Source organism: Ramlibacter sp. AN1133, assembly GCF_037890035.1.
Classification (GTDB): domain Bacteria; phylum Pseudomonadota; class Gammaproteobacteria; order Burkholderiales; family Burkholderiaceae_C; genus Ramlibacter.
Map to the genome: position 1 here is coordinate 1 of NZ_JBBKTQ010000032.1, position 22507 is coordinate 22507.

General features: G+C 66.8%; 20 protein-coding genes. 5 read left to right on the forward strand and 15 right to left on the reverse strand.

All coding sequences use genetic code 11. The features are described 5' to 3' along the window. Window positions 1-292: 292 nt before the first annotated feature. Genes WG923_RS27120 through WG923_RS27140 form a run of 5 tightly spaced genes read right to left on the reverse strand, consistent with a single transcriptional unit; the run spans window position 293 to window position 6811 of the window. Window positions 293-1795 (reverse strand): type I restriction-modification system subunit M, encoded by a 1503-nt coding sequence (locus WG923_RS27120; protein WP_340354149.1) that lies wholly within the window; start codon window positions 1793-1795, stop codon window positions 293-295. Beyond that, the gene (locus WG923_RS27125) at window positions 1792-2217 is read right to left on the reverse strand and encodes a hypothetical protein (protein ID WP_340354150.1); all 426 of its coding nucleotides are present in this window, start codon (window positions 2215-2217) and stop codon (window positions 1792-1794) included. Before WG923_RS27125 ends, WG923_RS27120 begins: the two co-directional genes overlap by 4 nt. After that, window positions 2201-2824: a nucleotidyltransferase domain-containing protein gene (locus WG923_RS27130; RefSeq protein ID WP_340354151.1), complete on the reverse strand. Its 624-nt coding sequence runs from the start codon at window positions 2822-2824 to the stop codon at window positions 2201-2203. The genes WG923_RS27125 and WG923_RS27130 overlap by 17 nt, the downstream gene beginning before the upstream one ends. A gap of 43 nt (window positions 2825-2867) precedes the next feature. Next, a complete protein-coding gene (locus WG923_RS27135) occupies window positions 2868-3989 on the reverse strand; it encodes a restriction endonuclease subunit S (RefSeq protein WP_340354152.1) in 1122 nt (373 codons plus the stop codon). Between the two features lie 35 nt (window positions 3990-4024). Next, window positions 4025-6811, reverse strand: coding sequence for a type I restriction endonuclease subunit R (locus WG923_RS27140; protein WP_340354153.1), 2787 nt, complete (start codon window positions 6809-6811; stop codon window positions 4025-4027). Window positions 6812-6948: 137 nt separating this feature from the next. On the opposite strand from WG923_RS27140, the gene WG923_RS27145 reads away from it, so the two are divergent. Next, on the forward strand, window positions 6949-8094 hold the full coding sequence (locus WG923_RS27145; protein ID WP_340354154.1) for an NAD(P)/FAD-dependent oxidoreductase: 1146 nt from the start codon (window positions 6949-6951) through the stop codon (window positions 8092-8094). Between the two features lie 142 nt (window positions 8095-8236). Here the strand turns inward: WG923_RS27145 and WG923_RS27150 are convergent, their stop codons facing one another. From WG923_RS27150 to WG923_RS27160, 3 genes are all read right to left on the reverse strand, one after another. Beyond that, window positions 8237-8488: a hypothetical protein gene (locus WG923_RS27150; RefSeq protein ID WP_340354155.1), complete on the reverse strand. Its 252-nt coding sequence runs from the start codon at window positions 8486-8488 to the stop codon at window positions 8237-8239. Window positions 8489-8570: 82 nt separating this feature from the next. Then, window positions 8571-9407 (reverse strand): class III extradiol dioxygenase family protein, encoded by an 837-nt coding sequence (locus WG923_RS27155; protein WP_340354156.1) that lies wholly within the window; start codon window positions 9405-9407, stop codon window positions 8571-8573. A 6-nt stretch (window positions 9408-9413) separates the two neighbouring features. Continuing rightward, on the reverse strand, window positions 9414-9788 hold the full coding sequence (locus WG923_RS27160; RefSeq protein WP_340354157.1) for a protocatechuate 4,5-dioxygenase subunit alpha: 375 nt from the start codon (window positions 9786-9788) through the stop codon (window positions 9414-9416). Between the two features lie 111 nt (window positions 9789-9899). Here WG923_RS27160 and WG923_RS27165 point away from each other — a divergent pair, with 111 nt between their 5' ends. Beyond that, on the forward strand, window positions 9900-10811 hold the full coding sequence (locus WG923_RS27165; RefSeq protein ID WP_340354158.1) for a DMT family transporter: 912 nt from the start codon (window positions 9900-9902) through the stop codon (window positions 10809-10811). 128 nt (window positions 10812-10939) lie between these two features. On the opposite strand, the gene WG923_RS27170 is transcribed toward WG923_RS27165, so the two are convergent. From WG923_RS27170 to WG923_RS27195, 6 genes are all read right to left on the reverse strand, one after another. Further along, window positions 10940-11737, reverse strand: coding sequence for an enoyl-CoA hydratase (locus tag WG923_RS27170; protein ID WP_340354159.1), 798 nt, complete (start codon window positions 11735-11737; stop codon window positions 10940-10942). Beyond that, window positions 11734-12939, reverse strand: a complete 1206-nt coding sequence (locus WG923_RS27175; protein ID WP_340354160.1) for a CaiB/BaiF CoA transferase family protein — start codon at window positions 12937-12939, stop codon at window positions 11734-11736. The genes WG923_RS27170 and WG923_RS27175 overlap by 4 nt, the downstream gene beginning before the upstream one ends. A gap of 25 nt (window positions 12940-12964) precedes the next feature. Next, on the reverse strand, window positions 12965-14038 hold the full coding sequence (locus tag WG923_RS27180) for an ABC transporter ATP-binding protein (protein WP_340354161.1): 1074 nt from the start codon (window positions 14036-14038) through the stop codon (window positions 12965-12967). Between the two features lie 88 nt (window positions 14039-14126). Then, window positions 14127-15878, reverse strand: coding sequence for an ABC transporter permease (locus WG923_RS27185; RefSeq protein WP_340354162.1), 1752 nt, complete (start codon window positions 15876-15878; stop codon window positions 14127-14129). A 19-nt stretch (window positions 15879-15897) separates the two neighbouring features. Continuing rightward, complete coding sequence (locus tag WG923_RS27190) at window positions 15898-16947, reverse strand: ABC transporter substrate-binding protein (protein ID WP_340354163.1); 1050 nt, start codon at window positions 16945-16947, stop codon at window positions 15898-15900. Window positions 16948-17073: 126 nt separating this feature from the next. Then, window positions 17074-18075, reverse strand: a complete 1002-nt coding sequence (locus WG923_RS27195; protein WP_340354164.1) for an aldo/keto reductase — start codon at window positions 18073-18075, stop codon at window positions 17074-17076. 165 nt (window positions 18076-18240) lie between these two features. On the opposite strand from WG923_RS27195, the gene WG923_RS27200 reads away from it, so the two are divergent. Next, entirely contained in the window at window positions 18241-19362 is a 1122-nt protein-coding gene (locus WG923_RS27200) for an ABC transporter substrate-binding protein (protein ID WP_340354165.1), read from the forward strand. A gap of 25 nt (window positions 19363-19387) precedes the next feature. Here WG923_RS27200 and WG923_RS27205 read toward each other — a convergent pair whose 3' ends face one another. Continuing rightward, on the reverse strand, window positions 19388-20077 hold the full coding sequence (locus WG923_RS27205) for a GntR family transcriptional regulator (RefSeq protein ID WP_340354200.1): 690 nt from the start codon (window positions 20075-20077) through the stop codon (window positions 19388-19390). A gap of 131 nt (window positions 20078-20208) precedes the next feature. On the opposite strand from WG923_RS27205, the gene WG923_RS27210 reads away from it, so the two are divergent. Further along, window positions 20209-21456: a pyridoxal-phosphate-dependent aminotransferase family protein gene (locus WG923_RS27210; RefSeq protein ID WP_340354166.1), complete on the forward strand. Its 1248-nt coding sequence runs from the start codon at window positions 20209-20211 to the stop codon at window positions 21454-21456. A gap of 40 nt (window positions 21457-21496) precedes the next feature. Next, a complete protein-coding gene (locus WG923_RS27215; protein WP_445322986.1) occupies window positions 21497-22498 on the forward strand; it encodes a tripartite tricarboxylate transporter substrate binding protein in 1002 nt (333 codons plus the stop codon). The last annotated feature ends 9 nt before the right edge of the window (window positions 22499-22507 follow it).

Below are 22507 nucleotides of genomic sequence, written 5' to 3' on the forward strand. Positions count from 1 at the left end.
CTCTGCGACTGTCCCCCGGCGCGGGTAAGAACCGTTGCCAGCGTTGGCGCCGCGCCCGCGCCTCCTCCTTTATGTCGACGAGTCGGACAGGGACCCGTCCTGGTCCTGCACCGTGCGCGCGTGAGACGGGCGGCACCTGCGAGCCTCGCACGGACAGCGCCTGCCGCGACGTACCCCGCACTTCGAAGCCTGCGCAGAGTTTCCAACGTCCCCGTAAATCGGCGAAAGAACCTTGTTCTTGCTCCCTCCCCCACCGGGGGAGGGCTGGGGTGGGGGCGCTGCCGGCCTCGCGCTACTGCTCCCCAGCCTCCGCGACGTCGGCGCCGAGATCACTGGCAATCAGCCTGAACTGCTCCAGCGCCGCCTGCAGGTCCTCCACGATCTCCTGCGCGATCACTTCCGGCGCCGGAAGGTTGTCGCTGTCCGCCAGGGATTCGTCCTTGAGCCAGAAGATATCCAGGCTGGCCTTGTCACGGGCCACCAGTTCGTCGTAGCTATAGACCCGCCAGCGTCCTTCGGGTGTCTCGGGACTCCATGTCGCATTGCGCTTGTTGCGGTTCGCGACGTTGTACAGACCGACGAACTCCTCCAGGTCTTCCCGCCTCAATGGGTTGGTCTTGAGCGTGAAGTGCTTGTTCGTCCGCAGATCGTAGATCCACAGTTTCTTCGTCCAGGGCGTCTGGCTGGCCGGCTTCTTGTCGAAGAACAGCACGTTGGCCTTCACGCCCTGCGCGTAGAACAGGCCCGTGGGCAAGCGCAGGAGCGTGTGCACCTCGCACTCGTGGAGCAGTTTGCGGCGGATGGTCTCCCCCGCCCCGCCCTCGAACAACACGTTGTCCGGCAGCACCACGGCCGCGCGCCCCGGAATGTTCATCAACGTCTTGATGTGCTGCACGAAGTTGAGCTGCTTGTTGCTCGTCGTGGCCCAGAAGTCGTCGCGCTCGATGATGTCCTTCTCGGTGCTGGTGCGTCCGTCTTCACCCACGATGACCGTGCTGCTCTTCTTACCGAAGGGCGGATTGGCCAGCACCACGTCGAAGCGCTGTCCCGGATCGGCAGCGAGCGCGTCGCCCACGATCACCGGCACCGACTTCTCCGAGCCGATGCCATGCAGCATCAGGTTCATCGCGCACACGCGGGCCGTGGCCTGCACCAGCTCGTAGCCCGTGAAAGCCTTCTCCTTCAGGTGCTTGAGCTGGTCCCGCGTGAGGTTCTTGTGGTGATCGACGATGTGGTTGTGCGCGGTAAACAGGAAGCCCCCCGTTCCGCACGCCGGGTCGCAGATGGTCTCCCCCGGCTTGGGCGCGATGCAGTCCACCATCGCCTGGATCAGCGCTCGCGGCGTGAAGTACTGGCCCGCGCCGCTCTTGGTGTCCTGCGCATTCTTCTCCAGCAGGCCCTCGTACGCGTCCCCCTTCACGTCTGCGCCCAGGATGGTCCACGTCTCGGCGTCGATCAGGTCCGCGATCACGCGGCGCAGCTTGGCGGGGTCCTGGAACTTGTTCTGCGCCTTGCCGAAGATCAGGCCGAGCGTGCCCTTCTGCTGGCCCAGCGCTTCCAGCACGTGCCGGTAGTGATCGAACAGCTCGTCGCCGTCCTTGGCCAGCAGCGACGGCCACGAATAGGCTCCGGGGACGATGCTGGCCTGGTTGTGCGGTGGCTGCGCGCGTTCGTCGGCCATCTTGAGGAACAGCAGGTACGTGAGCTGCTCCACGTAGTCGCCGTAGCTCATGCCGTCGTCGCGCAGCACGTTGCAGTAGTTCCAGAGTTTCTGGACGAGGGTGGTGGTGTTCATGGGGAAGGAGGTGTCAGCGCACTAACCTTTGCGGCAACCTTGTCGCACGCACCCAGCAGGTCGATCACGAGGCGCTCGGTGATTTCGAGCATGCCTTCGTACTCGCCGCGGTTGCGCACGTCATGGCACTTGGCCAGGATGCGCCAGACTTCGGGGCCGAGCTGCAACGTGTGCGGCAGCAGCTGGAAAACGATGTAGCGGTTGCTCGAGCGGTAGCCGTGCCAGCGAAGTGCCGCGAGACACAGTGCGTGGGCGGCGTTGTAGGCCAGGTCGAACTGGCTGACGAGTTTGAGCCCCGGGCCGCGTGCATCCGACAGCTTGTCGAGACCCATCGCGCACAGGCCCTCGAACTCCTTGGCATTCGGGGGCTCGGCCTGCAGCGGCTTGCCGGGTCCGCACAGGTTGTCAAACGCGGAGGGCATCTTCGCCTCCGAACAGCCAGATCTTGGGCTGGGACAACACGCGGCCCACGAAGCCGCCGTCCTCCTTCGCGCGCTTGGCCAGCTCCTTCGCGGAGTAGAGGATCGGATTGATCTCCCGGCCCAGGCCTTCCGAGACAGGCTGCAAGGCCAGGATCGTGTCCGCGTAGTCCAGCGTGTCGCTGATGATCATGACGTCGATGTCACTCGCTGCGTGGTCCGTCTGCTTCGCCACGGAGCCGAAGACGAACGCCGCCTGGATCCGGTCCTGCAGCGGGGCCAGAGCCGCCCGCAGCGGCTCGGCGATCCCCACGGTCTTGCGCGCGATGCCGCACAGCTCCTCGTAGATGGGAGAGGCCGGATTGGCCTGGTAGTGCTTCTGGTTGCCGACGGCCCGCACCGTCACGAGCCCGCTCTGTGCGAGCCGCCCGAGCTCCCGCTGCACGGCACCCGAACCCGCGCGTGCGAGCGCGATCAGCTCCGTCGCATAGAAGCTGCGATCCGGCTGGCCGAAGAGCAGGCCGAGCACGCGCTGCTGCGTGCTGCCGAAGAGCGCGGAAGCGAGGCTCGCCGGAGCTGGGGCGCGGTTGGCAGCGTGGCTTGTACCCATTTCGGGCATTCTAATACCCAATTTGGGAATGTTCATGCCCAAATCAGGTAGGAGCGCCGGAGAACGCCTTGGCGAGGATCGCCTGCCGCAGGGACTGGGCCCGCTTGAGGTTCGCGTCGACCTCTGTCTCGACTTCGCGGACGATGGAGAGGCGGCGCTCGACTTCGGCGACGATGTCAGCTTGCACCTTCAACGATGGGACGACGATGCGCGCCGCCATCAGAGCTGCCTTCGTAAGCTTTCGGCGACCTGTTGATCCCGTGGTTAACGGAATGAACGGATAGTACGACAAGGCCAGATTCAGGTACTTTGCAGTGACCATCTCCGGTTTCGCACGCAAGACATGCGTGTGATTGTTCACCCAGCACTTGCCGGAGAAGTAATAGCAAAAGGGCGCCGTCCGGCCGACAAACGTTTCGTCCTCCACAACGAGGACAAGTTCTTCGTCAAAGATTGGAACGTCAATCCACCCCGTTTGACCATTCGCACCGAGATAGGGGATGTTGCCCGGGCGTTTCGCTCTCTCTCGCTTGTTGACCGGCTCGCGCCTGTTGTCTAGCGAAGTAGCAATCTCTGCAATCGTCCCGACAAACGAGGGCTTGAACGAGTAAGGGTTGGTCATGCCCTCGATCGTTGCCCTCTCGTAGCGATGCAGGTTAGATTTGACGCGCCGCAGATTGGCGACAGCTTCGTCGAGGCGGGAGAACTGCTTTTCGATCTCGGCAACGATGCTTTGCTGCTCACCGGTGTCAGCCAAGACAATAGGAAAGTCCGCCAACTGCCCCTGGCTGATGGACGCCATGCCAACGACCTGTTGGGCGTTGTTCGCAAAATATCTACTGCCGCGTGCGAAGAGTTGATAGTTGATGAACTTGGGCAATGCCTTCGCAGTATCAAGTCTCACGCGGATGTTCTTGCTCTCAAAGACACTGGGCTCAAGCGACGCCGGGATGTAGGCTGCCTTGCCAACCAACTCGCGGCTGTTGACGCGATTGACGAGCAGATCGCCTTCGCGCAAGCCGTACTCGGAAAACTCCTTCTCCGTTACGCGCATGCGCCTGATATCGCGCCATACGATATTGCCTGCATCAATGTTGTACATACGCAGACAAGGGCGACCTTCGTCAGCGTACTCCGATGCTGGCTTGTAAATCCCGTTCTTCATGGACGTCACTACGTCGCCCAAGCGCGCCTCGCGCATCACGCCGCCAACCCCCGATTCAATTCCTCAATGACGTTCGGCAACTCCGCTCCAAAGAGCTGGTGCACTTTGCCCAGCCCACCCTCGTTGATGAACGGCGCCAACTCGAAATCTTCCATCTCGATGTCAAGGTTCGCGGCGATGTGGTCGCGGATCATTTCCAGCCAATGTTGTTGCTCTGGAGTGAACGGCTTGCCCTGCTGCGCCATCCACGCGTTGAAGTTCGCCTGCACCCGCTCCGGATACGGAACCAGTTCGTTCTCCTGGTGCATGGCAAAGCGCACGAGGCTGACCAGGTCGGTAAGGATGCGGCGCGCGCTCGTGCCCTTCACCTTGCTCCTGTCCAGCGCGGCATAGGCTTGCCATAGCGCGCCTTCGTCGATCAAGTGCGGCGGTGCGTGCAGCGTGTCCGCCAGTTGCTTGATGTCTTCGAACTTCAGCGGCGCGCGGATCGGACGGCTGTAGAGAATCTGCAAGGCAGTGATCTCGTCCCTGTGCTGCGCGATGAACTGCTCGAAGGTCTGCACCAGTTCCTTGGCCCGATCCGAACCTTCGGCGAAGGTGGCACTGATCAACGTGTCCTTCGTGACGATGTCGATGACCTGGTCAGCCTTCTGGCGCAGTTGCAGGATGAGCGAGCGCAAGTCGGGGTTGCTGAAGGGGCGCACGGCCTCGCCCAGACGATCGCCACCCTCACCCCTGCCCTCTCCCGCCCCGGCGGGAGAGGGAGTTTCGTCATCATCGAGCGCTTCGACGATGGCTTTGGCCAGATCGCGCAGGCTGAGCCCGCCGCTGGTTGCGATCACCTTGGCCTTGTCTTCGTCGCTGCTGTCCCGATCCAGTCGCGCCAGACGTGCCGCGACGCTCGATAGCACCTCTTCCTCCACGTTGCCCAGCGCCACGGCCTGCAGCAGCTTGTCCAGCGGCACGCCCTTCTTCTGGTCCATCGGCCGGCTGTCCGTCTTGTCACGCTCGCACACGCCCACCGCGTCGACGATCACGAAGTGATCCTTCACCACATGCTCGCCGGGGTTCACCTGTTGCAGGTCCGTGGTGTTGCAGATGCGCACGCCCCGGCCCTTCATCTGCTCGAAGAAGCTGCGGCTCTTCACGCTGCGCATGAAGACGACAACCTCCACCGGCTTGATGTCGGTGCCGGTGGCGATCATGTCCACCGTCACGGCAATGCGGGGGTAGTAGGCGGTGCGGAAGTCCTTGATCAACTGCTCGGGGCTGGTGCCGGTCGTCCGGTAAGTGATCTTCTGCGCGAACTCGTTGCCGCGGCCGAACTCCTCGCGCAGGATCTCGACGATCTTCTCGGCGTGGTTGTCGTCCTTGGCGAACACCAAGGTCTTGGGCATCTCCTCCCGCTGGGGGAACAGGTCCACGTTCCACTTGTCGCGCAGCGTGCGCACCACGGTGCGGATCTGGTCGGGCGTCTGGACCGAGCGATCCAGCTCGCTCGGGTCGTACTCGAAATCCTCGTCCAGTTGCCAGGCGGTCTTCTTCCGCGTTGCCTTGTCAAGCGTCTCCAGCCAGTAGCCCTTCTCCACCTTGGATCCCTTCTCGGTCACCTCGGTCTTGATGCGGTACACGTCGTAATTGACGTTGACGCCGTCGGCCACGGCCTGCGCATGGCCGTACTCCATCACCAGGTTCTGGTTGAAGAAGCCGAAGGTCTGCTTGTTGGGCGTGGCCGTCAGGCCGATCAGGTAGGCATCGAAGTACTCCAGAACCTGCCGCCACAGGTTGTAGATGCTGCGGTGCGCTTCGTCCGTGACGACGATGTCGAAGGTCTCGATCGGAATCGCGCTGTTGTAGCCGATCGGCTCCGGCTCCTTGAACAGGTTCTCCAGCCCCTCGGTCGATTCTTCGTCGGCCTCGGCCGGCAGCTCACGCCCCTTGAGCATGCTGAACATGCGCTGGATCGTGCAGATGACCACCCGGGCGCTCTTGTCCAACTGGTTGTTCTGCAGGTGCTGGACGATGTACTCCTCGCCGAACTTGAAGTTGTTGTACGGCGAAGCGTACTGGTCGAACTCCTTCTTGGTCTGGCGCGCAAGATTGCCCCGGTCCACCAGGAACAACACGCGCCGCGCCCCGGCGAACTTGATCAGGCGATAGATGAAGCTGATCGCAGTGAACGTCTTGCCACTGCCGGTGGCCATCTGGATCAGCGCCTTGGGCTTGTTCGCGGTCAGGCTCTTTTCGAGGTTCTGGATGGCCGCGATCTGTGCCGGCCAGAGCTGGAAGGTGGCGCCACCGGCGCCCCATGCGGTCACGAGCTGCGGCATGTTGCGCATGCGGTGCAGGAAGGTCCGCGCCTCGTCGTTGGCGGCCGGCTGGCCCGGCGCTCCGGACAGATAGACCAGCCACTCCGCCAGAAGCTCCGGACGGAAGAAGGCAAAGACGCTTCGGGCGCGCGGCTGCGGGTCCAGTCCGTTGGTGAAGTGCGTTTCGACGCCCGTCGATTCGAACAGGAAAGGCAGTGGCCTGTGCCACGCAGGCAAGCTGGCCGGCAGGCCTTGGGCATAGCGTCCGGATTGCGTTTCCACGCCGGTCAGCGTGGCGCCCTGCTTCTTGGCCTCGATCACGCCGCAAGCCTTGCCGTCCACGTACAGCAGGTAATCCGCACAGCCGAAGCCCGTGTTCAGCGGGAACTCTCGCAACGCGACCCCCGGGCTGGCGTGCAGGTTGACCGCAGCGACGTCCTGAACGGCCCAGCCCGCAGCGGCCAGTAGCGCGTCGATGGTCAGGCGCGCACGCGCTTCCGGATTGGTGGCCATGAATTGCCATTGTAGGAGAGGGGTAACAATGCTCTTGCATCGGCGCAGCGCCGATCGCAGGACAGGTCCGTACGATTTCTCCCTCCCCCTCCGGGGGAGGGCGGGGGTGGGGGCACTCCGGCGCTACGATCAGCCACGTGACACACGACGCAGACTTCCTCATCCTCGGCGCCGGCATCGCCGGCGCCTCCCTCGCCTACTTCCTCGCCCCGCACGCCCGCGTCGTGCTGCTGGAGCGCGAATCCCAACCCGGCTACCACTCCACCGGCCGCTCCGCGGCCATGTTCATCGAAAGCTACGGCACGCCGCAGGTCCGCGCCCTCACCCGGGCGAGCCGCGCCTTCCTCGAATCACCTCCGCCCGGCTTCGCCGAGCAGCCGCTCGTCACGCCCCGCGGTTGCCTGCTCCTGGCCGCCCCCGGCCAGGAGGCGCTGCTCCAAGCCCATTGGGAACTGCTGCACTCCATGACGCCGCAAGCGCGTCGCCTCACCACCGACGAAGCGCTGGCGCTCGTGCCGGCGCTGAAACGCGAATGCGTGATCGGCGCCGTGCTGGAACCCGAAGCCGCCGACATGGACGTGCATGCGATTCACCAGGGCTTCCTGCGCGGCCTGCGCCGCGCCGGCGGGGCCATCGTGTGCGACGCGGAGGCCACGCGCATCGAACGCGTCGGCAGCGGATGGCAGGTCACGACGCCGCAAGGCGAATTCCGCGCGCCGGTCCTGGTCAACGCCGCCGGAGCCTGGGCCGACGAGGTCGCGCTCCGTGCCGGCGTGGCGCCGCTGGGCCTGCAACCGAAGCGTCGCTCCGCCTTCACCTTCGCGCCACCCGCGGGCATGGACGTGCGCGCATGGCCCTGCGTGATCAGCGCCGACGAGAGCTGGTACTTCAAGCCGGACGCCGGCGTGCTGCTCGGTTCGCCGGCCAACGCGGACCCGGTGCCGCCGCACGACGTGCAGCCGGAGGAACTGGACATCGCCACGGCCATCGCCCGCATCGCCGGCATGACCACGCTGGAGATCCGCCGGCCGCTGCGCACCTGGGCCGGCCTGCGTTCCTTCGTGGCCGATGGCGACCTGGTGGGAGGATTCGATCCCGGCGCACCGGACTTCTTCTGGCTCGCCGCGCAGGGCGGCTACGGCATCCAGACCTCTCCGGCGATGGGCGAGGCCTGCGCCGCGCTGGCGCGCGGCCTGCCGCTGCCGGAGCACATCGCCGACTGTGGATTGACGCAGGCGATGCTCGGTCCCGCACGGCTGCGGGCGCCGGTTTCGGGCCTGTAGGCTGGCGGTGACGCGCGAAGCGCCGGAACCCCAGCGATGCGAGCGTCGCGAGCGCTGGGGTTCGGCCTTCGGCGCTCACCACCAGCCTACGAGATGCATGGCACTCCTGTCGCCACGGGCACTCGATCCCAGCGTCACCGGCTCAGAACATCGTTTCCTGGTACTGGTCGTCCTTGCCGTCGGTGCGTCCGCGCAGCAGGCGCACTTCGGGCTCGGCACCCGACTGCACCTCGTAGCGTTTGCCGCAGGCGGGGCAATCGTATTCGTACGCCTGCGAGCGCAGCGGATCCTTGGCCACGGTCCCCAGGACGCGGAAGCGCGCACCGCAATAGCCGCAGGTCTTCTCGAAGGTGCCCAGGCCGGCCCGGGTCTCGTTCTCCGCTGTGTGGTTCATGCGCGTTCCTCTGCTGCAGTGCACAAGAACAGTATGCGCCCGCCCACGCGCGGCATCAAGCAGGAGATGGTTACGAGCCCGTTTACTCCAGAGCTTCGAGCGCCATCATGCCCGCCGCCGTGTTGGAGATCGGGATGTGGTAGTTGGTGTGGACCTTGCGCACGTAGCCCGGCACGGCGCCCCGCGTGGCCAGCCACATCAGCAGTTCCACGCCCTGCGTGCCGGTCTTTTCCACCAGCTCGTGGATGCTGTACTGCGTCGCCCACTCGGGGTCGTGCACCAGGCTGTCCATGAACTTGAGGTCGAAGGGCTTGTTGATGAAGCCCGCGCGCTCGCCATCGAGCTGGTGCGACAGCCCGCCCGTGCCGATCACCACCACGCGCTTGTCGCTGTTCCACGAGCGGATCGCCTCGCCCACCGCCTGCCCCAGCTGGTAGCAGCGGCGCGCGCTGGGCAGCGGGAACTGCACGGTGTTGATGCAGATCGGCACCGTCGTGACCGGGCAGTTCCCGGGCCAGAACAGCTTCAGCGGGATGGTGAAGGCGTGGTCGACCAGCATCTCCTGGCAGGTCGTCACGTCGAACTCCCGCTCCACCAGGTGCTCGATGACGTGCCACGACAGGTCCACCTCGCCCTGGTACGGCGGCAGCGTGGGGAGGCCCCAGCCCTCGTCCGCGTTGCGGTACTCCGGCGCCGCGCCGACCGCGAAGGTCGGCATCTTGTCCAGGAAGAAGTTCAGGCCGTGGTCGTTGTAGAACACCACCGCGACGTCGGGCTTCATGTCCTGAAGCCACTTGTGCACGGGCAGGAAGCCGTCGAAGAAGGGCTTCCAGTAAGGCTCCTGCTGCAGCCCCCTGGCGATCGCGCCGCCGATAGCGGGCACGTGCGAGGTGGTGAGTCCGCCGATGATCCGGGCCATGTCGGGCTACTCCTGCCAGCCGACGATCGCGGCGGGTTGGTCGTTCTGGCGCACGAGGCGCTGCTTGAATTCGTCCTTGCTCAAGCCGGTCTGCATCGCCCCCAGGTCCTGCACGTCGAGCCCCAGGATACCGGCGAACTTCGCCAGGTAATACACGTTGCCGCCGACGGCCAGCAGCCGCAGCACGTTGCGGTCGCGGATCGCGTTGCGCTGCTCCTCGGTCAGCGCATAGCGGCGCATGTAGCCCTCCTCGTCGGCCAGGAAGGCGGCGCGGCTGGCCGCCTCGTTGAAGGAAAAGCACATGCGGTTGAGGGCGTAGCCCTTGCGCGCCTGGGTGCCGTCGAAGATGGTGGTGCCGGGGATGGGGCGTGGCGGGTTCATGGGAGGGCGCCGAAGAATTGCGCCAAGTTTCCCCGCCGCAATGGCCTGTTGCTTGATGAAGATCAAGCGGCGCGCAGGCGGGAAATGCTTCGCCTTTAAGATCGCGCCCGCATGACCACCGATTCCGCCCAGGCGCTGCGCGCGGCCAACAGGCGCGGCGTGCTGGCGATGGCCGCCGGCATGGCCAGCTTCGTCGCCAACGACACGCTCGTCAAATACGTGAGCCAGGGCCTGCCGTCCTCGGAGCTGATCTTCCTGCGCGGCGTGTTCGCCAGCCTGCTGCTGCTGGCGGTGGCGCATGCGATGCGCGCACTCCCCCAGCTGCGCTCGCTGGGCGACCGGCGCGTCGTGGTGCGGGCGCTGTTCGACTCCTTCGCGACCGTCACCTACCTCACCTCCCTGTTCCACCTGCCGATCGCCGATGCGACGGCGATCAACATGGCCACGCCGCTGTTCATCACGCTGTTCGCGGTGGTGGCGTTCAAGGAGCGCGTGGGGGCCGGCCGGTGGGTGGCGATCGCGACCGGCTTCACGGGGGTGCTGCTGGTGGTGCAGCCCACGGGCGCGGCGTTCAATGCCTATGCGCTCCTGTGCCTGGGCGGGACGCTGCTGCACGCGAGCCGCGATCTCACCACGCGCGTGATCGACCGCCGCATCCCTTCGATCCTGATCACCTTCAGCACCGCCCTGTCGGTGACGGTGCTGGCAGGGATCTGGGGGCTGTTCCAGGCCTGGCAGGCCGTGACATGGCAGCAGGTGGGCCTGCTGGCCGCGGCCAGCGTGTTCCTGAGCGGCGGCTACTTCCTGCTGACGGTGAGCATGCGCGCGGGGGAGATGAGCCTGATCGCGCCGTTCCGGTACACGGGGCTGCTGTTCGCCGTGGTCCTGGGGTACGCCGTGTGGGGCGACGTGCCGAACGCGCTCGCCTGGGCGGGGATCGCGTTGCTGGTCGCCGCCGGCTTGTACATCCTGCATGGGGGCCGCCGGCCGGCGCCCAAGCCGGAGATCGGGGCCGCCGCGTAGGCTGGCGGTGACGAAGGAACCCCAGCGATCGAGCGAGCGCAGCGAAGCGCTGGGGTTCACGCGCTTCGCGGTTCACCGCCAGCCTACGGGCCAGCCAACCAACGGGTCAGCCAGCGAATGGCAACGGATCACCGCCCCTGGAACTTCGGCTTGCGCTTTTCCATGAACGCCGTCCGCCCCTCGACGTAGTCGGCGCTGGCGAAGCAGCGCGCCACCACGTCGCGGCACAGCTGCGCATCGCGCTCGGATTCGTCCTTGATCGCCTGCGCCACCAGGGTCTTGATCGACGCGACCGTCAGCGGCGCATTGGCCGCGATGGTGGCGGCGTAGTCGCGCACGTACGACTCCAGCCCGCCGGCGGGCACCAGCCGGTTCACCAGCCCCATGGTCACGGCTTCCTCGCCCGAGAACTGGCGCGCGGTGTAGAAGATCTCGCGCGCGAACGAGGGCCCGACGACGTCGACCAGCTTGCGCACGCCCTCGAACGCATAGCCCAGGCCGAGCTTGGCGGCCGGGACGGCGAAGATCGAGCCCTCGGAGGCGATGCGCATGTCGCACGACAGCGCGATCGAACAGCCACCGCCCACGCAGTAGCCCCGGATCATCGCGATCGTGGGCTTGTTGACCGCGCTCAGCGCCTCGGTGGCCGCATGCGCCACCTCGTCGTAGGCCCGCACCGTCTGCTCGCTCGAGCGCTTCTCCTCGAATTCGGAGATGTCCGCGCCGGACACGAAGGCCTTGTCGCCCGCGCCCTTGAGCACGATCACCCGCACTTCGGGATCGCCAGCGAAGGCCGTGACGGCATCGAACAGGCCCTGCCACATGGCCAGCGACATCGCGTTGCGGCGCGCCTGGTTGTCGAAGGTGATCCAGCCGATCGCGCCGTCCTTCTGGGCGATCGTGGTCTTCACGGCGGCGGCCGTCATGCCGGCACTCCCCGCGCGCGCACCACGCCCTCGGCGACCAGGCCACCCACCTGGGCATCGCTGTAGCCCAGGCCGCGCAGCACCTCCTCGGTGTGCTGGCCGTGCAGCGGCGCGGGCTTGCGGATCTGCGTCAGGTCGCCGCTGGACTTGACGGGCAGGCCCAGCGTCTTCATCGGCCCGATCACCGGGTGCTCGATCTCGTGGACCATCCTGCGGTGCTTCACGTGCGGGTCGGCCAGGGTCTGGTCGTAGGTGTAGACCGGCCCGCCGGGCACGCCGGCCGCGTCGAGCTTCTCGACCCAGTGCGCCGTCGGCCGCGTCGTCGTGATCTCCTCGATCAGCGCCTCCAGCGCATCGGCGTTCTTCACCCGCAGCGGGTTGCGCTCGAAGCGCGGGTCCTCCAGCCACTGCGGCTGCTCCACCACCTGCGTGACGAAGGCGCGCCACAGCTTGTCGCCCGAAGCGCCCACCGTGACGTAACCATCCTGCGTGCGGAAGGCCTGGTAGGGCGCCGAGCGGCGATGGCGCGTGCCCGTGGCGGTCGGCAGCTCGCCGCCGCCGAAATAGGCGCCGAACTCCCAGATGCTCCAGGCCATGCCGGCCTCCAGCAGCGAGGTCTCGATGTACTGGCCCTGGCCGTGGCGCAGCTTGCCGATGAAGGCGCCGAGGATGCCGTACAGCGTGGTCACGCCGCAGGCGATGTCGTTCATCGCGATGCCGACCTTGGCGGGGCGGCCGCCGGGGTGGCCGGTCATCATCATGATGCCGGACATGCCCTGCGCGATGATGTCGAAGCCGCCCTTCCTGCCGTACGGCCCGGTCTGCCCGAAGCCCGACATCGAGGCGAAGATGATCCCCGGATTGACCTTCCGGACGGCCTCGTAGTCGATGCCCAGCTTCTTCACCACGCCGGGGCGGAAGTTCTCCATCATGATGTCGCAGCCGGCGGCGAGCTTCATCACGATCTCCTTGCCCGCCGGCGACTTCATGTCCACCGCGATGCTCTTCTTGTTGCGGTTCAGCACGGCGAAGCAGTAGGACTCGTCGTTGACCCTGGGTTCGAAATTGCGGGTGCTGTCGCCTTCCAGGCTCTCCAGCTTGATCACCTCGGCGCCCAGGTCGCCCAGCACCATGCTGCAATAGGGACCCGCCATCACGTTGGTCAGGTCGAGAACGCGGACGCCTTCGAGGGGAAGCGGCATGAAACGGGATTCCTCTGGTTGATGACTAGTTGGAAACGAGCGTGATCTGCGAAGTGTCGATCTCGGCGTAGATGCGCTGGCCGACCTCGAACACTTCGGCCGGCCGGGCCGTGACGCGCATCGGCTCCAGGGCCGGCGCCACGCTGATGTGATAGTCCCACGATTCGCCGAGATACGCGCGGCGCTCGATGCTGGCCTCGATGCAGTAGCGGTCATCGCGCTCGGCAGGCTTGTCGCGCAGCAGGTGGATGCCCTGCGGCCGGATCGACACCTGCACTTCCTGCGGCAACTGGCCGTCGGCGGCGAGCGCCCGCGCCGGCAGGCAAAAGCCGCCGAAATCCACGCCGTCGTCGCTGCGCAAGCCGGTGAGGAAGTTCGTGCGGCCGATGAAGCCCGCGACGAAGCGCGTGCGCGGGCGGCCGTACAGCTCGAACGGCGCATCGATCTGCTCGATGCGGCCCTGGTTCATCACGGCGATGCGGTCGGAGGTCACCATGGCCTCGGCCTGGTCGTGCGTGACGTAGACCATGGTCATGTTGAACTCGTCGTGCAGGCGCCGGATCTCGTAGCGCATCTCCTCGCGCAGGTTGGCGTCGAGGTTGGACAGCGGCTCGTCGAGCAGCAGCACCTTGGGATTCACCACGATCGCGCGCGCCAGCGCCACGCGCTGCTGCTGGCCGCCGCTCAATTCCGCCGGATAGCGGTCGCGCAGCTGGCGCAGTTTCACCACATCGAGGATCTGGTCGACGCGCCGCTGCATCTCGGCGGACGGCACCTTCTGCAGCTTCAGGCCGAACGCGACGTTCTCGCCCACCGTCATGTTGGGCCAGATCGCGTAGCTCTGGAAGATCATCGACATGCCGCGCCTCTCGGGCGGCAGGCTCGATTGCGCCGAGGAGATCACCCTGCCATCGAGCTCGATGGTGCCGGCGCTCGGGTTGATGAAGCCGGCGATCATCCGCAGCGTCGTCGTCTTGCCGCAGCCGGAGGGCCCCAGCAGCGACACCAGTTCGCCCTCGCGCAGGGTCAGGTTCAGGCCGTCCACCACCGTGGACTTGCCGAACATCTTCGTCACGTTCCTCAACACCAGTACGCTCATTGAATCCCTCCCCCAGGCTGCGTCTTCGACTCCGCCTCCCCCCTCCGCAAGCGGAGGGGGCGAGCGCCTTCGGGCGGCCGTGCGGCGCTCACGCGACGGTCCTCCTCAGCATGAAGTCGCGGCCCATCAGGCGGAAGCCCGCCAGGATCAGGGCCACGGTGATCACCACCAGCACCAGGCCGATGGAGGCCAGCGTCTCGAAGTTGCCCTCGTCGCTCTTGTCGAACAGCAGCACCGAAAGCACCTGCGTGTTGATCGAATACAGGAAGATCGCCGTACTCAGCTCGCGCGTGGCGGGGATGAACACCAGGATGAAGGCGCCGGCCATGCTGCGCTTGAGCACCGGCAGCACGACGTGGCGGATGGCGGTCAGCCGCGAGCCGCCCAGCGTGCGCACCGCCTCCTCCAGCTCCGGGTTGATGCTGCGGATCGCCGCGTTGCTGTTCACGTAGGCGATCGGCAAAAAGCGCGTGGTGAAGGCCAGGATCAGGATCCAGGCCGTGCCGTACAGGAGCAGCGGCGGATGCGTGTAGGCGGCGTAGAAGCCGATGGCCAGCACGATGCCGGGCACCACGAAAGGCGCCATGGTGAGGAACCCCAGCGCGTTGCCCACGTGCCGGTTCACCAGGTTGCGGTTGGTGATGTAGGCAATGCACAGCGCCAGCACCAGCGCGATGAGGGACGCCGTGCCGGCGTACAGGAAGGTGTGCCAGGTGGCCGTGCGCGTGAGCGCGTTCTCGAACACGATCGCGTAGACGTTGCGGAAGGTGAGGTTGTCCAGCGACCAGCCGCGCCCCCAGGCCTTGGCGAAGGCGGCCTGGCAGATCACGGCCAGCGGCATGAAGAACGACAGCGTGGTGACGAACACGCACCAGCCCAGCACCGCCCACTTCCACGGCCCCAGCGCGATGTTGCGGCGCTCGCCGCCCTTGCCGGTGAGCGACACGTAGCCCTTGCGGTGCGTGATGCGCCTCTGCAGCCAGAACAGCAGCACGGTGATCGCGAGCAGCGGCATCGCATAGGCCGCGGCCAGCCCGATCTTCGGCGGGAATTCGAAGAACTGCCACAGCTGCGTGGTGACGACGTGGAAGCGCCCCGGCAGCGCCAGCAGCGCGGGCGAGCCGAACAGCGCGATCGCCTCCAGGAACACCAGGATGAACGCACCCAGGATCGCCGGCAGCACCAGCGGCAGCGTGATCAGGAAGGTGGTCCTGACGTGCCCGGCGCCGAGGATGTTGGCGGCGTCCTCCATCTCGGAAGACACCAGGTCCAGCGCAGACTTGGTCAGCACGAAGACGTAGGGAAAGCTGTAGCAGGCCACCACCAGCACCAGTCCCGGCATGGAGTAGATGTTGAACGGGCCCTTGTCGGCGCCGGTGAGCGCCACCACCGCCTTGTTCAGCCAGCCGGCGTTGGGCCCGGCGAGCAGGATCCAGCCGACCGCGCCCAGGTAGGGCGGGATGATGAAGGTGCCGAGGATCGCGATCCACACCAGGCCCTTGCACGGCATGTCCGTGCGCGAGAGCGCCCAGGCCATGGGCACCCCGAACAGCAGGCACAGCGCGCCGGCGGAGACGCCCAGGATGAGCGAGTTGAGCAGGGCCTCGACGTGCCGGCTGCGCCCGTAGGCGGCGACGTAGTTGGCCAGCGTGAAGGCGCCCTCGCCGTCCTGGAAGCTGACCACCAGCAGGCGCAGCAGCGGGTTGACCACCAGCAGGACCAGGATCGCGATGGCCACCAGCCACACGATCGAGGTCTTGTCCCAGTGCCGCCAGCGTTGCGCGAAGCCGCCGCCCTCCGGCAGCGCCGCCGCTTCCAGCGTTGTCTTGGCGTAGGCCATGCGACTGCCGCGGCGCGCTTCAGACGCCGAAGGTGTCGCGGAACTTCTCCTTGACCTCCGGGATGCCCTTGGTGATCTCGTCCTCCGTCGGCCGCACGACCTTGATCTGCTCCAGCGGCTTCGCACCCGGCGCGGGCGCCACGCCCTTCACCACCGACAGCGAGTGCGTCTTGACCTGGATCTCGCCCGCTTCCTTCGACAGCAGGTACTCCATGTACAGCTTGCCGGCGTTGGGCGAAGGTGCGTTCTTCGGGACGGCGCTGGGCGAGACCATCAGCAGCGCGCCGTCGGTGGGGTACACCACCGCGAGCGGGTTGCCCTTGTCCTTCGACAGCAGCGTGGTCGCTTCCGGGCCGGCCGCCACCAGCCGCTCCTTGGAGTTCAGCATCGTGACGGTGTCGTTGACGGAGCGGCCGATCTGCGGCTGGTTCTTCTCCAGCTTCTTGAAGTAGTCCCAGCCGTACAGCTTCTGCATCAGGACCACCCAGGTGCCCACGTAGCCGCTGTACGCCGGGTGGCCGATGGAGACCTTGCCCTTCCACTTGGGATCGAGCAGGTCGGGCCAGTTCTTCGGCGCGTCCTTCTCGGCGACCTCGCTGGTGTTGTAGGTCAGCAGCATCAGCGCCGCGGCGGTCACCCAGTACTGGCCGTCCTTGTCGTTGTACGACTTGAGCGAGTCGACCATGTTGGCCGCGTTGTGCGGCTTGTAATCGAGCAGCAGGCCCTTCTTCTTCAGCTCGGGGTAGTGGCTCACGTCCGTGCTGCTGAAGACGGAGGCGACCGCCGCGTTGGCCTGCATGTCCTGCTGCAGGCGCTGGAAGGCCACCTGCGCGGTGGTGCGCACGAAGTTGCACTTGAGCCCCGGGTACTTCTTCTCGAAGCCGGCGCACAGCGCCGCGGCTTCATCGGTGTTGTAGTGCGCGGTGTAGACGGTGACGGGCTTTTCCTTCTTCGCCGCCTCGTACAGCTCCTTTTCCCAGGGCTGCATCTGCTGCGCCCGCACGGGTGCGGCGGCCAGGGCGGCCATCGCCGCGCCCGCCAGGATCCATTTCGAGAGATTCCGGTTCATGCACTGCTCCCAGCGGCGCGGGCCGCGTTGTCTCCAAGCGCGCCACTCTAGGGCGGTGGCATGCCAACCGGAATGGGAGTTTCCTTAGGTTCCATCTCCATAACCAATAGAGCATAGGTACCGGCGTTAGAACGTTTCGGTATCCACCTCGCGGCTGGACTGCTCGCTGTAGCGGTTGCCCGCCACCGTCCTCTCGTTGATCAGCGCGTCGAGCCTGGCGATGAGGTCCGGCGCGAGCCGCACGTCCGCGGCCCCCAGGTCCTCCTTCAGGTGCTCCACGCTCGTCGTGCCGGGGATCGGAATGACGTTGTCGCCGAGGTGCAGCAGCCACGCCAGCGCCAGCTGCGCGGGCGTGCAGCCCGCTTCGCGCGCCAGCTCCCGGTACGCGGGCAGCAGCTCCAGGTTGCGTGCATGATTCTGTGCATCGAAGCGCGGCATCGTGCGGCGGATGTCCTTCGCCTCGAAGGCGCTCACGTCCGGCACCGCGTCGCACAGGAAGCCGCGCGCCACCGGGCTGAAGGCGACGAAGCACACGTCCAACTCGCGGCACGCCGCCAGCATCGCGATCTCGGGGTTGCGCGTCCACAGCGAGTACTCGTTCTGCACCGCCGCGACCGGATGCACCGCATGCGCGCGGCGCAGCGTGGCCGCGGAAACCTCCGACAGGCCGATGCTGCGCACCTTGCCCTCTTCCACGAGGCGGCTCATCGCGCCGACGCTCTCCTCGATGGGCACCTGCTTGTCCCAGCGGTGCAGGTAGTAGACGTCGATCACGTCGGTCTGCAGGCGGCGCAGGCTGTCCTCGCAGTTCCTGCGCACCGACGCGGGCCGGCCGTCGATCACCCGCTTGAGAACGCCGTTTTCATCCGGCACGCCGGCGAGGCCGCCCTTGCTGCACAGCGTGATCCTGCCGCGGTGGGGCTTGAGCACGCGGCCCACCAGCTCCTCGTTCCTGCCGAAGCCGTAGAGCGCGGCGGTGTCGAACAGCGTCACGCCTGCGTCGATGGCGGCGCGCAGCACGCGTTCGCCCTGCTCCGGCGGCGGAGGCACCCCATAGGCATGGCTCAGGTTCATGCAGCCGAGGCCGATGGCGGTGACCTGGAAGGGGCCGATGGTGCGTGTGTGCATGGCAGTGGATCGCAAAAATCGCAAGAGCTTACGTCAAACGATCCTCGATGCGGCGGGCACGACTGTTGCCCGCTGCGCACTACCCGCTTCGCAAGGTCGGGCAATCGACCTGCCCGGCATGGCGCGGCAGTAGCCTGACGCCACCAAAAAAGGGAGAGAGTTCGTATGCACGTTTCCACGCTCGCCCGTGCCGGCCGCGCCTTGGCGCTGCTGGCCGTCGCCCTGGCCCCCGCCCTGTCCGGCGCCGACATCCTGCTGGGCCACTCCGGCGACCTCTCGGGCAACTCCGCCGCCCTGACCAAGGATTACCTGCGCGGCATGAACGCGTACTTCGACGAGGTGAACCGCAAGGGCGGCATCCGCGGCGAGAAGATCACGCTCGTGAGCATGGACGACGGCTTCGATCCCGCCCGCACGGTCGTGAACACCAAGGCGCTGATCGAGCAGAACGCGCTGGCGCTGGTGGGCTACCGCGGCACCGCCAACCTGCAGAAGATCATTCCCCTGATCCAGGAGGCCGGCATCGCCCAGATCGGCAACACCGCCGGCGCGAAATCGCTGCGCGAGCCGTACGTGGAGGGCATCTTCCACCTGCGCGCCAGCACCGGCGACGAGATCGAGGCGGCCGTGAACCACGCGTGGACCGTCGGCATCACGCGCATCGCCGCCGGGTACCAGGACGACCCCTTCGGCAAGGAGGCGCTGGAGGCGCTCAATGTCGCCCTGAAGAAGCGCGGCGCCCAACCGGTGGCGGTGGCGCCAGTGCCGCGCGGCACCGTCGACGTCGCCCGCGCGGTCGACATCATCGCGGCGAGCAATCCCCAGGCCGTGATGTACCTCGGCCAGGCCAAGCCCGCCGCGGCCGTGCTCAAGGGGCTCGCCGCCAAGGGCGTGCGCACGCAGTTCTTCGTGCTCAGCGTCGCCTCCGGCCTGCACGCGGACCTCGGCGAGGCCGCCGCGGGCGTGATCGTCACGCAGGTCGTGCCCTACCCCTTCACCGTGACGGGGCAGACGGTGGTGCGCGAATACCAGAAGACGATGGCCGCGCTGGACAACTCCGCCTTCAGCTTCAACAGCATGGAAGGCTTCCTCAACGCCAAGCTGGTGACGGCGGTGCTGCAGAAGACGGCGCCGCCGCTCACGCGGGCCAAGGTCATCGCCACCGTGAAGGGCCTGCACAACGAGGACCTCGGCGGCTTCGCGATCACCTTCGGCAGGCAGAACAACCAGGGTTCGCACTTCGTGGTGCTGACCATGGTCCGCAAGGACGGCTCGTTCGCGCGCTGACGCGGCCCGGCACCGGGCGCCGCGCTCACGCCTGGCGTGCGGCGGCGTCCCCTTGCTGGGCGAATTTCGCGAGCACCACGTCGCGCTTGAGGTTCAGGTGCGACGTCAGGAGGTCGCGCATGCGCGGCCCGTCGCGTGCGCGCAAGGCCTCGATCATCTGCTCGTGCTCCTGTGCGGCGCGGCTCCACTTCGCCTCGTCCAGGTTGGAGCGGTAGCGCAGCGCCTGCAGCCGCGCATTGAGCTGCCCGTACAGCGTGCCGAGCACCGGGTTCTTGGCCGCGGCGTTGATCGCCTGGTGGATCTGCGCGTTGAGCCGGTAATAGGCCGACAGGTCGCGCTGGCCGAAAGCGACGCGCATCTGCGCCTGCAGCGCCTCGATCGCGGCCAGCTCGGCATCGGTGATGCGCTGCGCCGCCAGTTCACCGGAGAGCGCCTCCAGGCCGGCCATCGCTTCGAAGGTATGGCGCACGTCGGCTTCGCCCAGCCGCACCGCCGTGGCACCGCGGTTCGGCACGAGTTCGACCAGGCCCTCGGCGCCCAGCAGCTTGATCGCTTCGCGCAGCGGGGTGCGCGACACGCGCAGCACGCCGGCGAGTTCGCGCTCGTTCAGCTTCGCGCCCGGCGGGATGCCGCCCTCCACCAGCATGACGCGCAGCCGATCCGCCACCTGCTCGTGCAGGGCGGAGCGCGGAATGGACAACTCGTGCGCAAGCATGTCGAAGTGTGTGGGCAACACGCCGGAAGTTGCAACAGAGGCCGATCGCCAACCGTTGAGCACGGTCAATGTTGAATGAATTTTGAATGCAAAAATCCAGATCAGCTCTTCAAAGCGAGGACCCACCCGAGATGCTGACGCTCGACTTCCACCCCACCGGCCGCCACTTCCTGCAGATCCCGGGGCCCTCGCCGGTCCCCGATCGCATCCTGCGGGCGATGAGCCTGCCGACCATCGACCATCGCGGCCCCGAGTTCGGCGCGCTGGGGCTGAAGGTGCTCGCGGGCATCCAGCAGATCTTCCAGACGAAGCATCCCGTGATGATCTACCCCGCCTCGGGCACGGGCGCGTGGGAAGCGGCACTCGCCAACACCATGAGCCCCGGCGACCGCGTGCTGATGTTCGAGACCGGGCACTTCGCGACGCTGTGGCAGAAGATGGCGGTGCGGCTGGGGCTGCAGCCCGAGTTCCTCGCGTACCGCGGCAGCGACGACGTGCTGCCCGATGCGGCCGGCTGGCGCCACGGCGTGCAGGCGGACCTGATCGAGGAGCGCCTGCGTGCCGACACCGCGCACCAGATCCGCGCCGTCTGCGTGGTGCACAACGAAACCTCCACCGGCGTCACCAGCGACATCCCGGCGGTGCGCCGCGCCATCGATGCGGCCAGGCATCCCGCGCTGCTGATGGTCGACACCATCTCGGGCCTGGCCTGCACCGACTACCGCCACGACGAGTGGGGCGTGGACGTCACGGTCAGCGGCTCGCAGAAGGGGCTGATGCTGCCCCCGGGCATCAGCTTCAACGCGCTGTCGCCGAAGGCGCTGGCGGCGAGCAAGGCCGCGAAGCTGCCCCGGTCCTTCTGGGCCTGGGACGAGATCGTGGAGACCAACAAGACCGGCTACTGGCCGTACACGCCCAACACCAACCTGCTCTACGGCCTCGCCGAGGCCTGCGACATGCTGCTCGATGCGGCCACCGGCGGCCTGCCGGGCGTGTTCGCGCGCCACCGGCGCTGGGGCGAGGCGGTCCGCACCGCCGTGCGCACCTGGGGCCTTTCGATCCAGTGCGCCGACCCGGCGGTGTACTCCCCCGTGCTCACGGGCGTCGTCATGCCCAAGGGCGTCGACGCCGACGCGGTGCGCCGGCTGATCTACGAACGCTTCGACCTGTCGCTGGGCACCGGCCTGGGCAAGGTCAAGGGAAAGATGTTCCGCATCGGCCACCTGGGCGACTGCAACGACCTCACGCTGATGGCCACGCTCGCCGGCTGCGAGATGGGCCTGAAGCTCGCGGGCGTGCAGCTCGCCGGCTCCGGCGTGCAGGCGGCCATGGACCATTTCAGCGCGAACAAGCCGTCCGGCCCGCTGCGCGCGGCGTGAGAAGACCCATCCAGCCAGATATCCAAGAGGAGAGAACTGCATGACGAACATGATCCGCAACCTGCTGCCCGTGGCGGCGGCCGTCCTCGCCACGCTCGCCGCCCTGCCGGCGCACGCATGGGAGCCCACCAAGCCGGTCGAGATCGTGGTGCCCGCCGGTCCCGGCGGCGCGGCCGACCAGATGGTCCGCTCCCTGCAGGCCATCATCACCAAGCACCACCTGATGAAGCAGCCCATCGTGGTGCTGAACATGGGCGGCGCCAGCGGCGGCGAGGGGCTGATGGACACCAAGGCGTCCAAGGGCAACCCGCACAAGCTGATGATGGCCTTCTCGGCGATCTACACGGTGCCGGGCTCCGCCAAGCTGCCCTTCCACTGGAAGGACCTCAACCCGGTGGCGCTGGTCGCGCTCGACGAATTCCTGCTGTGGAACAACTCCGAAGCCAAGGAGAAGACCCCCAAGGACTTCCTGGCGGCCGCCAGGACGGCGGGCCCCGGCGCCTTCAAGATGGGCGGCACCGGCAGCAAGCGCGAGGACCAGATCATCACCGTGGCGATCGAGAAGGCCGCCGGCGTGAAGTTCTCGTACATCCCGTACACCAGCGGCGGGCAGGCCGCCACCCAGCTGGTGGGCAAGCACACCGAGTCCAACGTCAACAACCCGAGCGAGAACGTCGCCCAGTGGCGCGCCGGCCAGGTGCGCGCGCTGTGCGTGCTCTCGCCCACGCGCATCGTCTACAACCAGAAGATCACCAAGGAACAGGCCTGGAGCGACATCCCCACCTGCAAGGAGTCGGGGCTGGACGTGAGCTACCAGATGCTGCGGGCGTTCTTCCTGCCCGGCGGCACCACGCCGGACCAGGTGGCGTACTACGTCGACGTGCTGAAGAAGGCCACCGCCACCCCCGAGTGGAAGGACTACATCGCCAACCAGGCGCTCAAGGAATCCTTCGTGACGGGTGCGGACTTCGTCAAGTTCCTGGAGCAGGACGAGGCGTTCAACAACAAGCTGATGACCGAAGCCGGATTCATGGCGAAGTAGACCGGCAGG

Excerpts from the sequence above, each read along its gene's own strand:
- WG923_RS27190 (WP_340354163.1), bottom strand. The coding sequence starts at position 16,947 with ATGAACCGGAATCTCTCGAAATGGATCCTGGCGGGCGCGGCGATGGCC.
- WG923_RS27155 (WP_340354156.1), bottom strand. The coding sequence starts at position 9,407 with ATGGCCCGGATCATCGGCGGACTCACCACCTCGCACGTGCCCGCTATC.
- WG923_RS27205 (WP_340354200.1), bottom strand. The coding sequence starts at position 20,077 with ATGCTTGCGCACGAGTTGTCCATTCCGCGCTCCGCCCTGCACGAGCAG.
- WG923_RS27150 (WP_340354155.1), bottom strand. The coding sequence starts at position 8,488 with ATGAACCACACAGCGGAGAACGAGACCCGGGCCGGCCTGGGCACCTTC.
- WG923_RS27125 (WP_340354150.1), bottom strand. The coding sequence starts at position 2,217 with ATGCCCTCCGCGTTTGACAACCTGTGCGGACCCGGCAAGCCGCTGCAG.
- WG923_RS27170 (WP_340354159.1), bottom strand. The coding sequence starts at position 11,737 with ATGACGGCCGCCGCCGTGAAGACCACGATCGCCCAGAAGGACGGCGCG.
- WG923_RS27180 (WP_340354161.1), bottom strand. The coding sequence starts at position 14,038 with ATGAGCGTACTGGTGTTGAGGAACGTGACGAAGATGTTCGGCAAGTCC.
- WG923_RS27140 (WP_340354153.1), bottom strand. The coding sequence starts at position 6,811 with ATGGCCACCAATCCGGAAGCGCGTGCGCGCCTGACCATCGACGCGCTA.
- WG923_RS27135 (WP_340354152.1), bottom strand. The coding sequence starts at position 3,989 with ATGAAGAACGGGATTTACAAGCCAGCATCGGAGTACGCTGACGAAGGT.
- WG923_RS27130 (WP_340354151.1), bottom strand. The coding sequence starts at position 2,824 with ATGGGTACAAGCCACGCTGCCAACCGCGCCCCAGCTCCGGCGAGCCTC.
- WG923_RS27160 (WP_340354157.1), bottom strand. The coding sequence starts at position 9,788 with ATGAACCCGCCACGCCCCATCCCCGGCACCACCATCTTCGACGGCACC.
- WG923_RS27210 (WP_340354166.1), top strand. The coding sequence starts at position 20,209 with ATGCTGACGCTCGACTTCCACCCCACCGGCCGCCACTTCCTGCAGATC.
- WG923_RS27215 (WP_445322986.1), top strand. The coding sequence starts at position 21,497 with ATGACGAACATGATCCGCAACCTGCTGCCCGTGGCGGCGGCCGTCCTC.
- WG923_RS27200 (WP_340354165.1), top strand. The coding sequence starts at position 18,241 with ATGCACGTTTCCACGCTCGCCCGTGCCGGCCGCGCCTTGGCGCTGCTG.
- WG923_RS27120 (WP_340354149.1), bottom strand. The coding sequence starts at position 1,795 with ATGAACACCACCACCCTCGTCCAGAAACTCTGGAACTACTGCAACGTG.
- WG923_RS27175 (WP_340354160.1), bottom strand. The coding sequence starts at position 12,939 with ATGCCGCTTCCCCTCGAAGGCGTCCGCGTTCTCGACCTGACCAACGTG.
- WG923_RS27165 (WP_340354158.1), top strand. The coding sequence starts at position 9,900 with ATGACCACCGATTCCGCCCAGGCGCTGCGCGCGGCCAACAGGCGCGGC.
- WG923_RS27195 (WP_340354164.1), bottom strand. The coding sequence starts at position 18,075 with ATGCACACACGCACCATCGGCCCCTTCCAGGTCACCGCCATCGGCCTC.
- WG923_RS27185 (WP_340354162.1), bottom strand. The coding sequence starts at position 15,878 with ATGGCCTACGCCAAGACAACGCTGGAAGCGGCGGCGCTGCCGGAGGGC.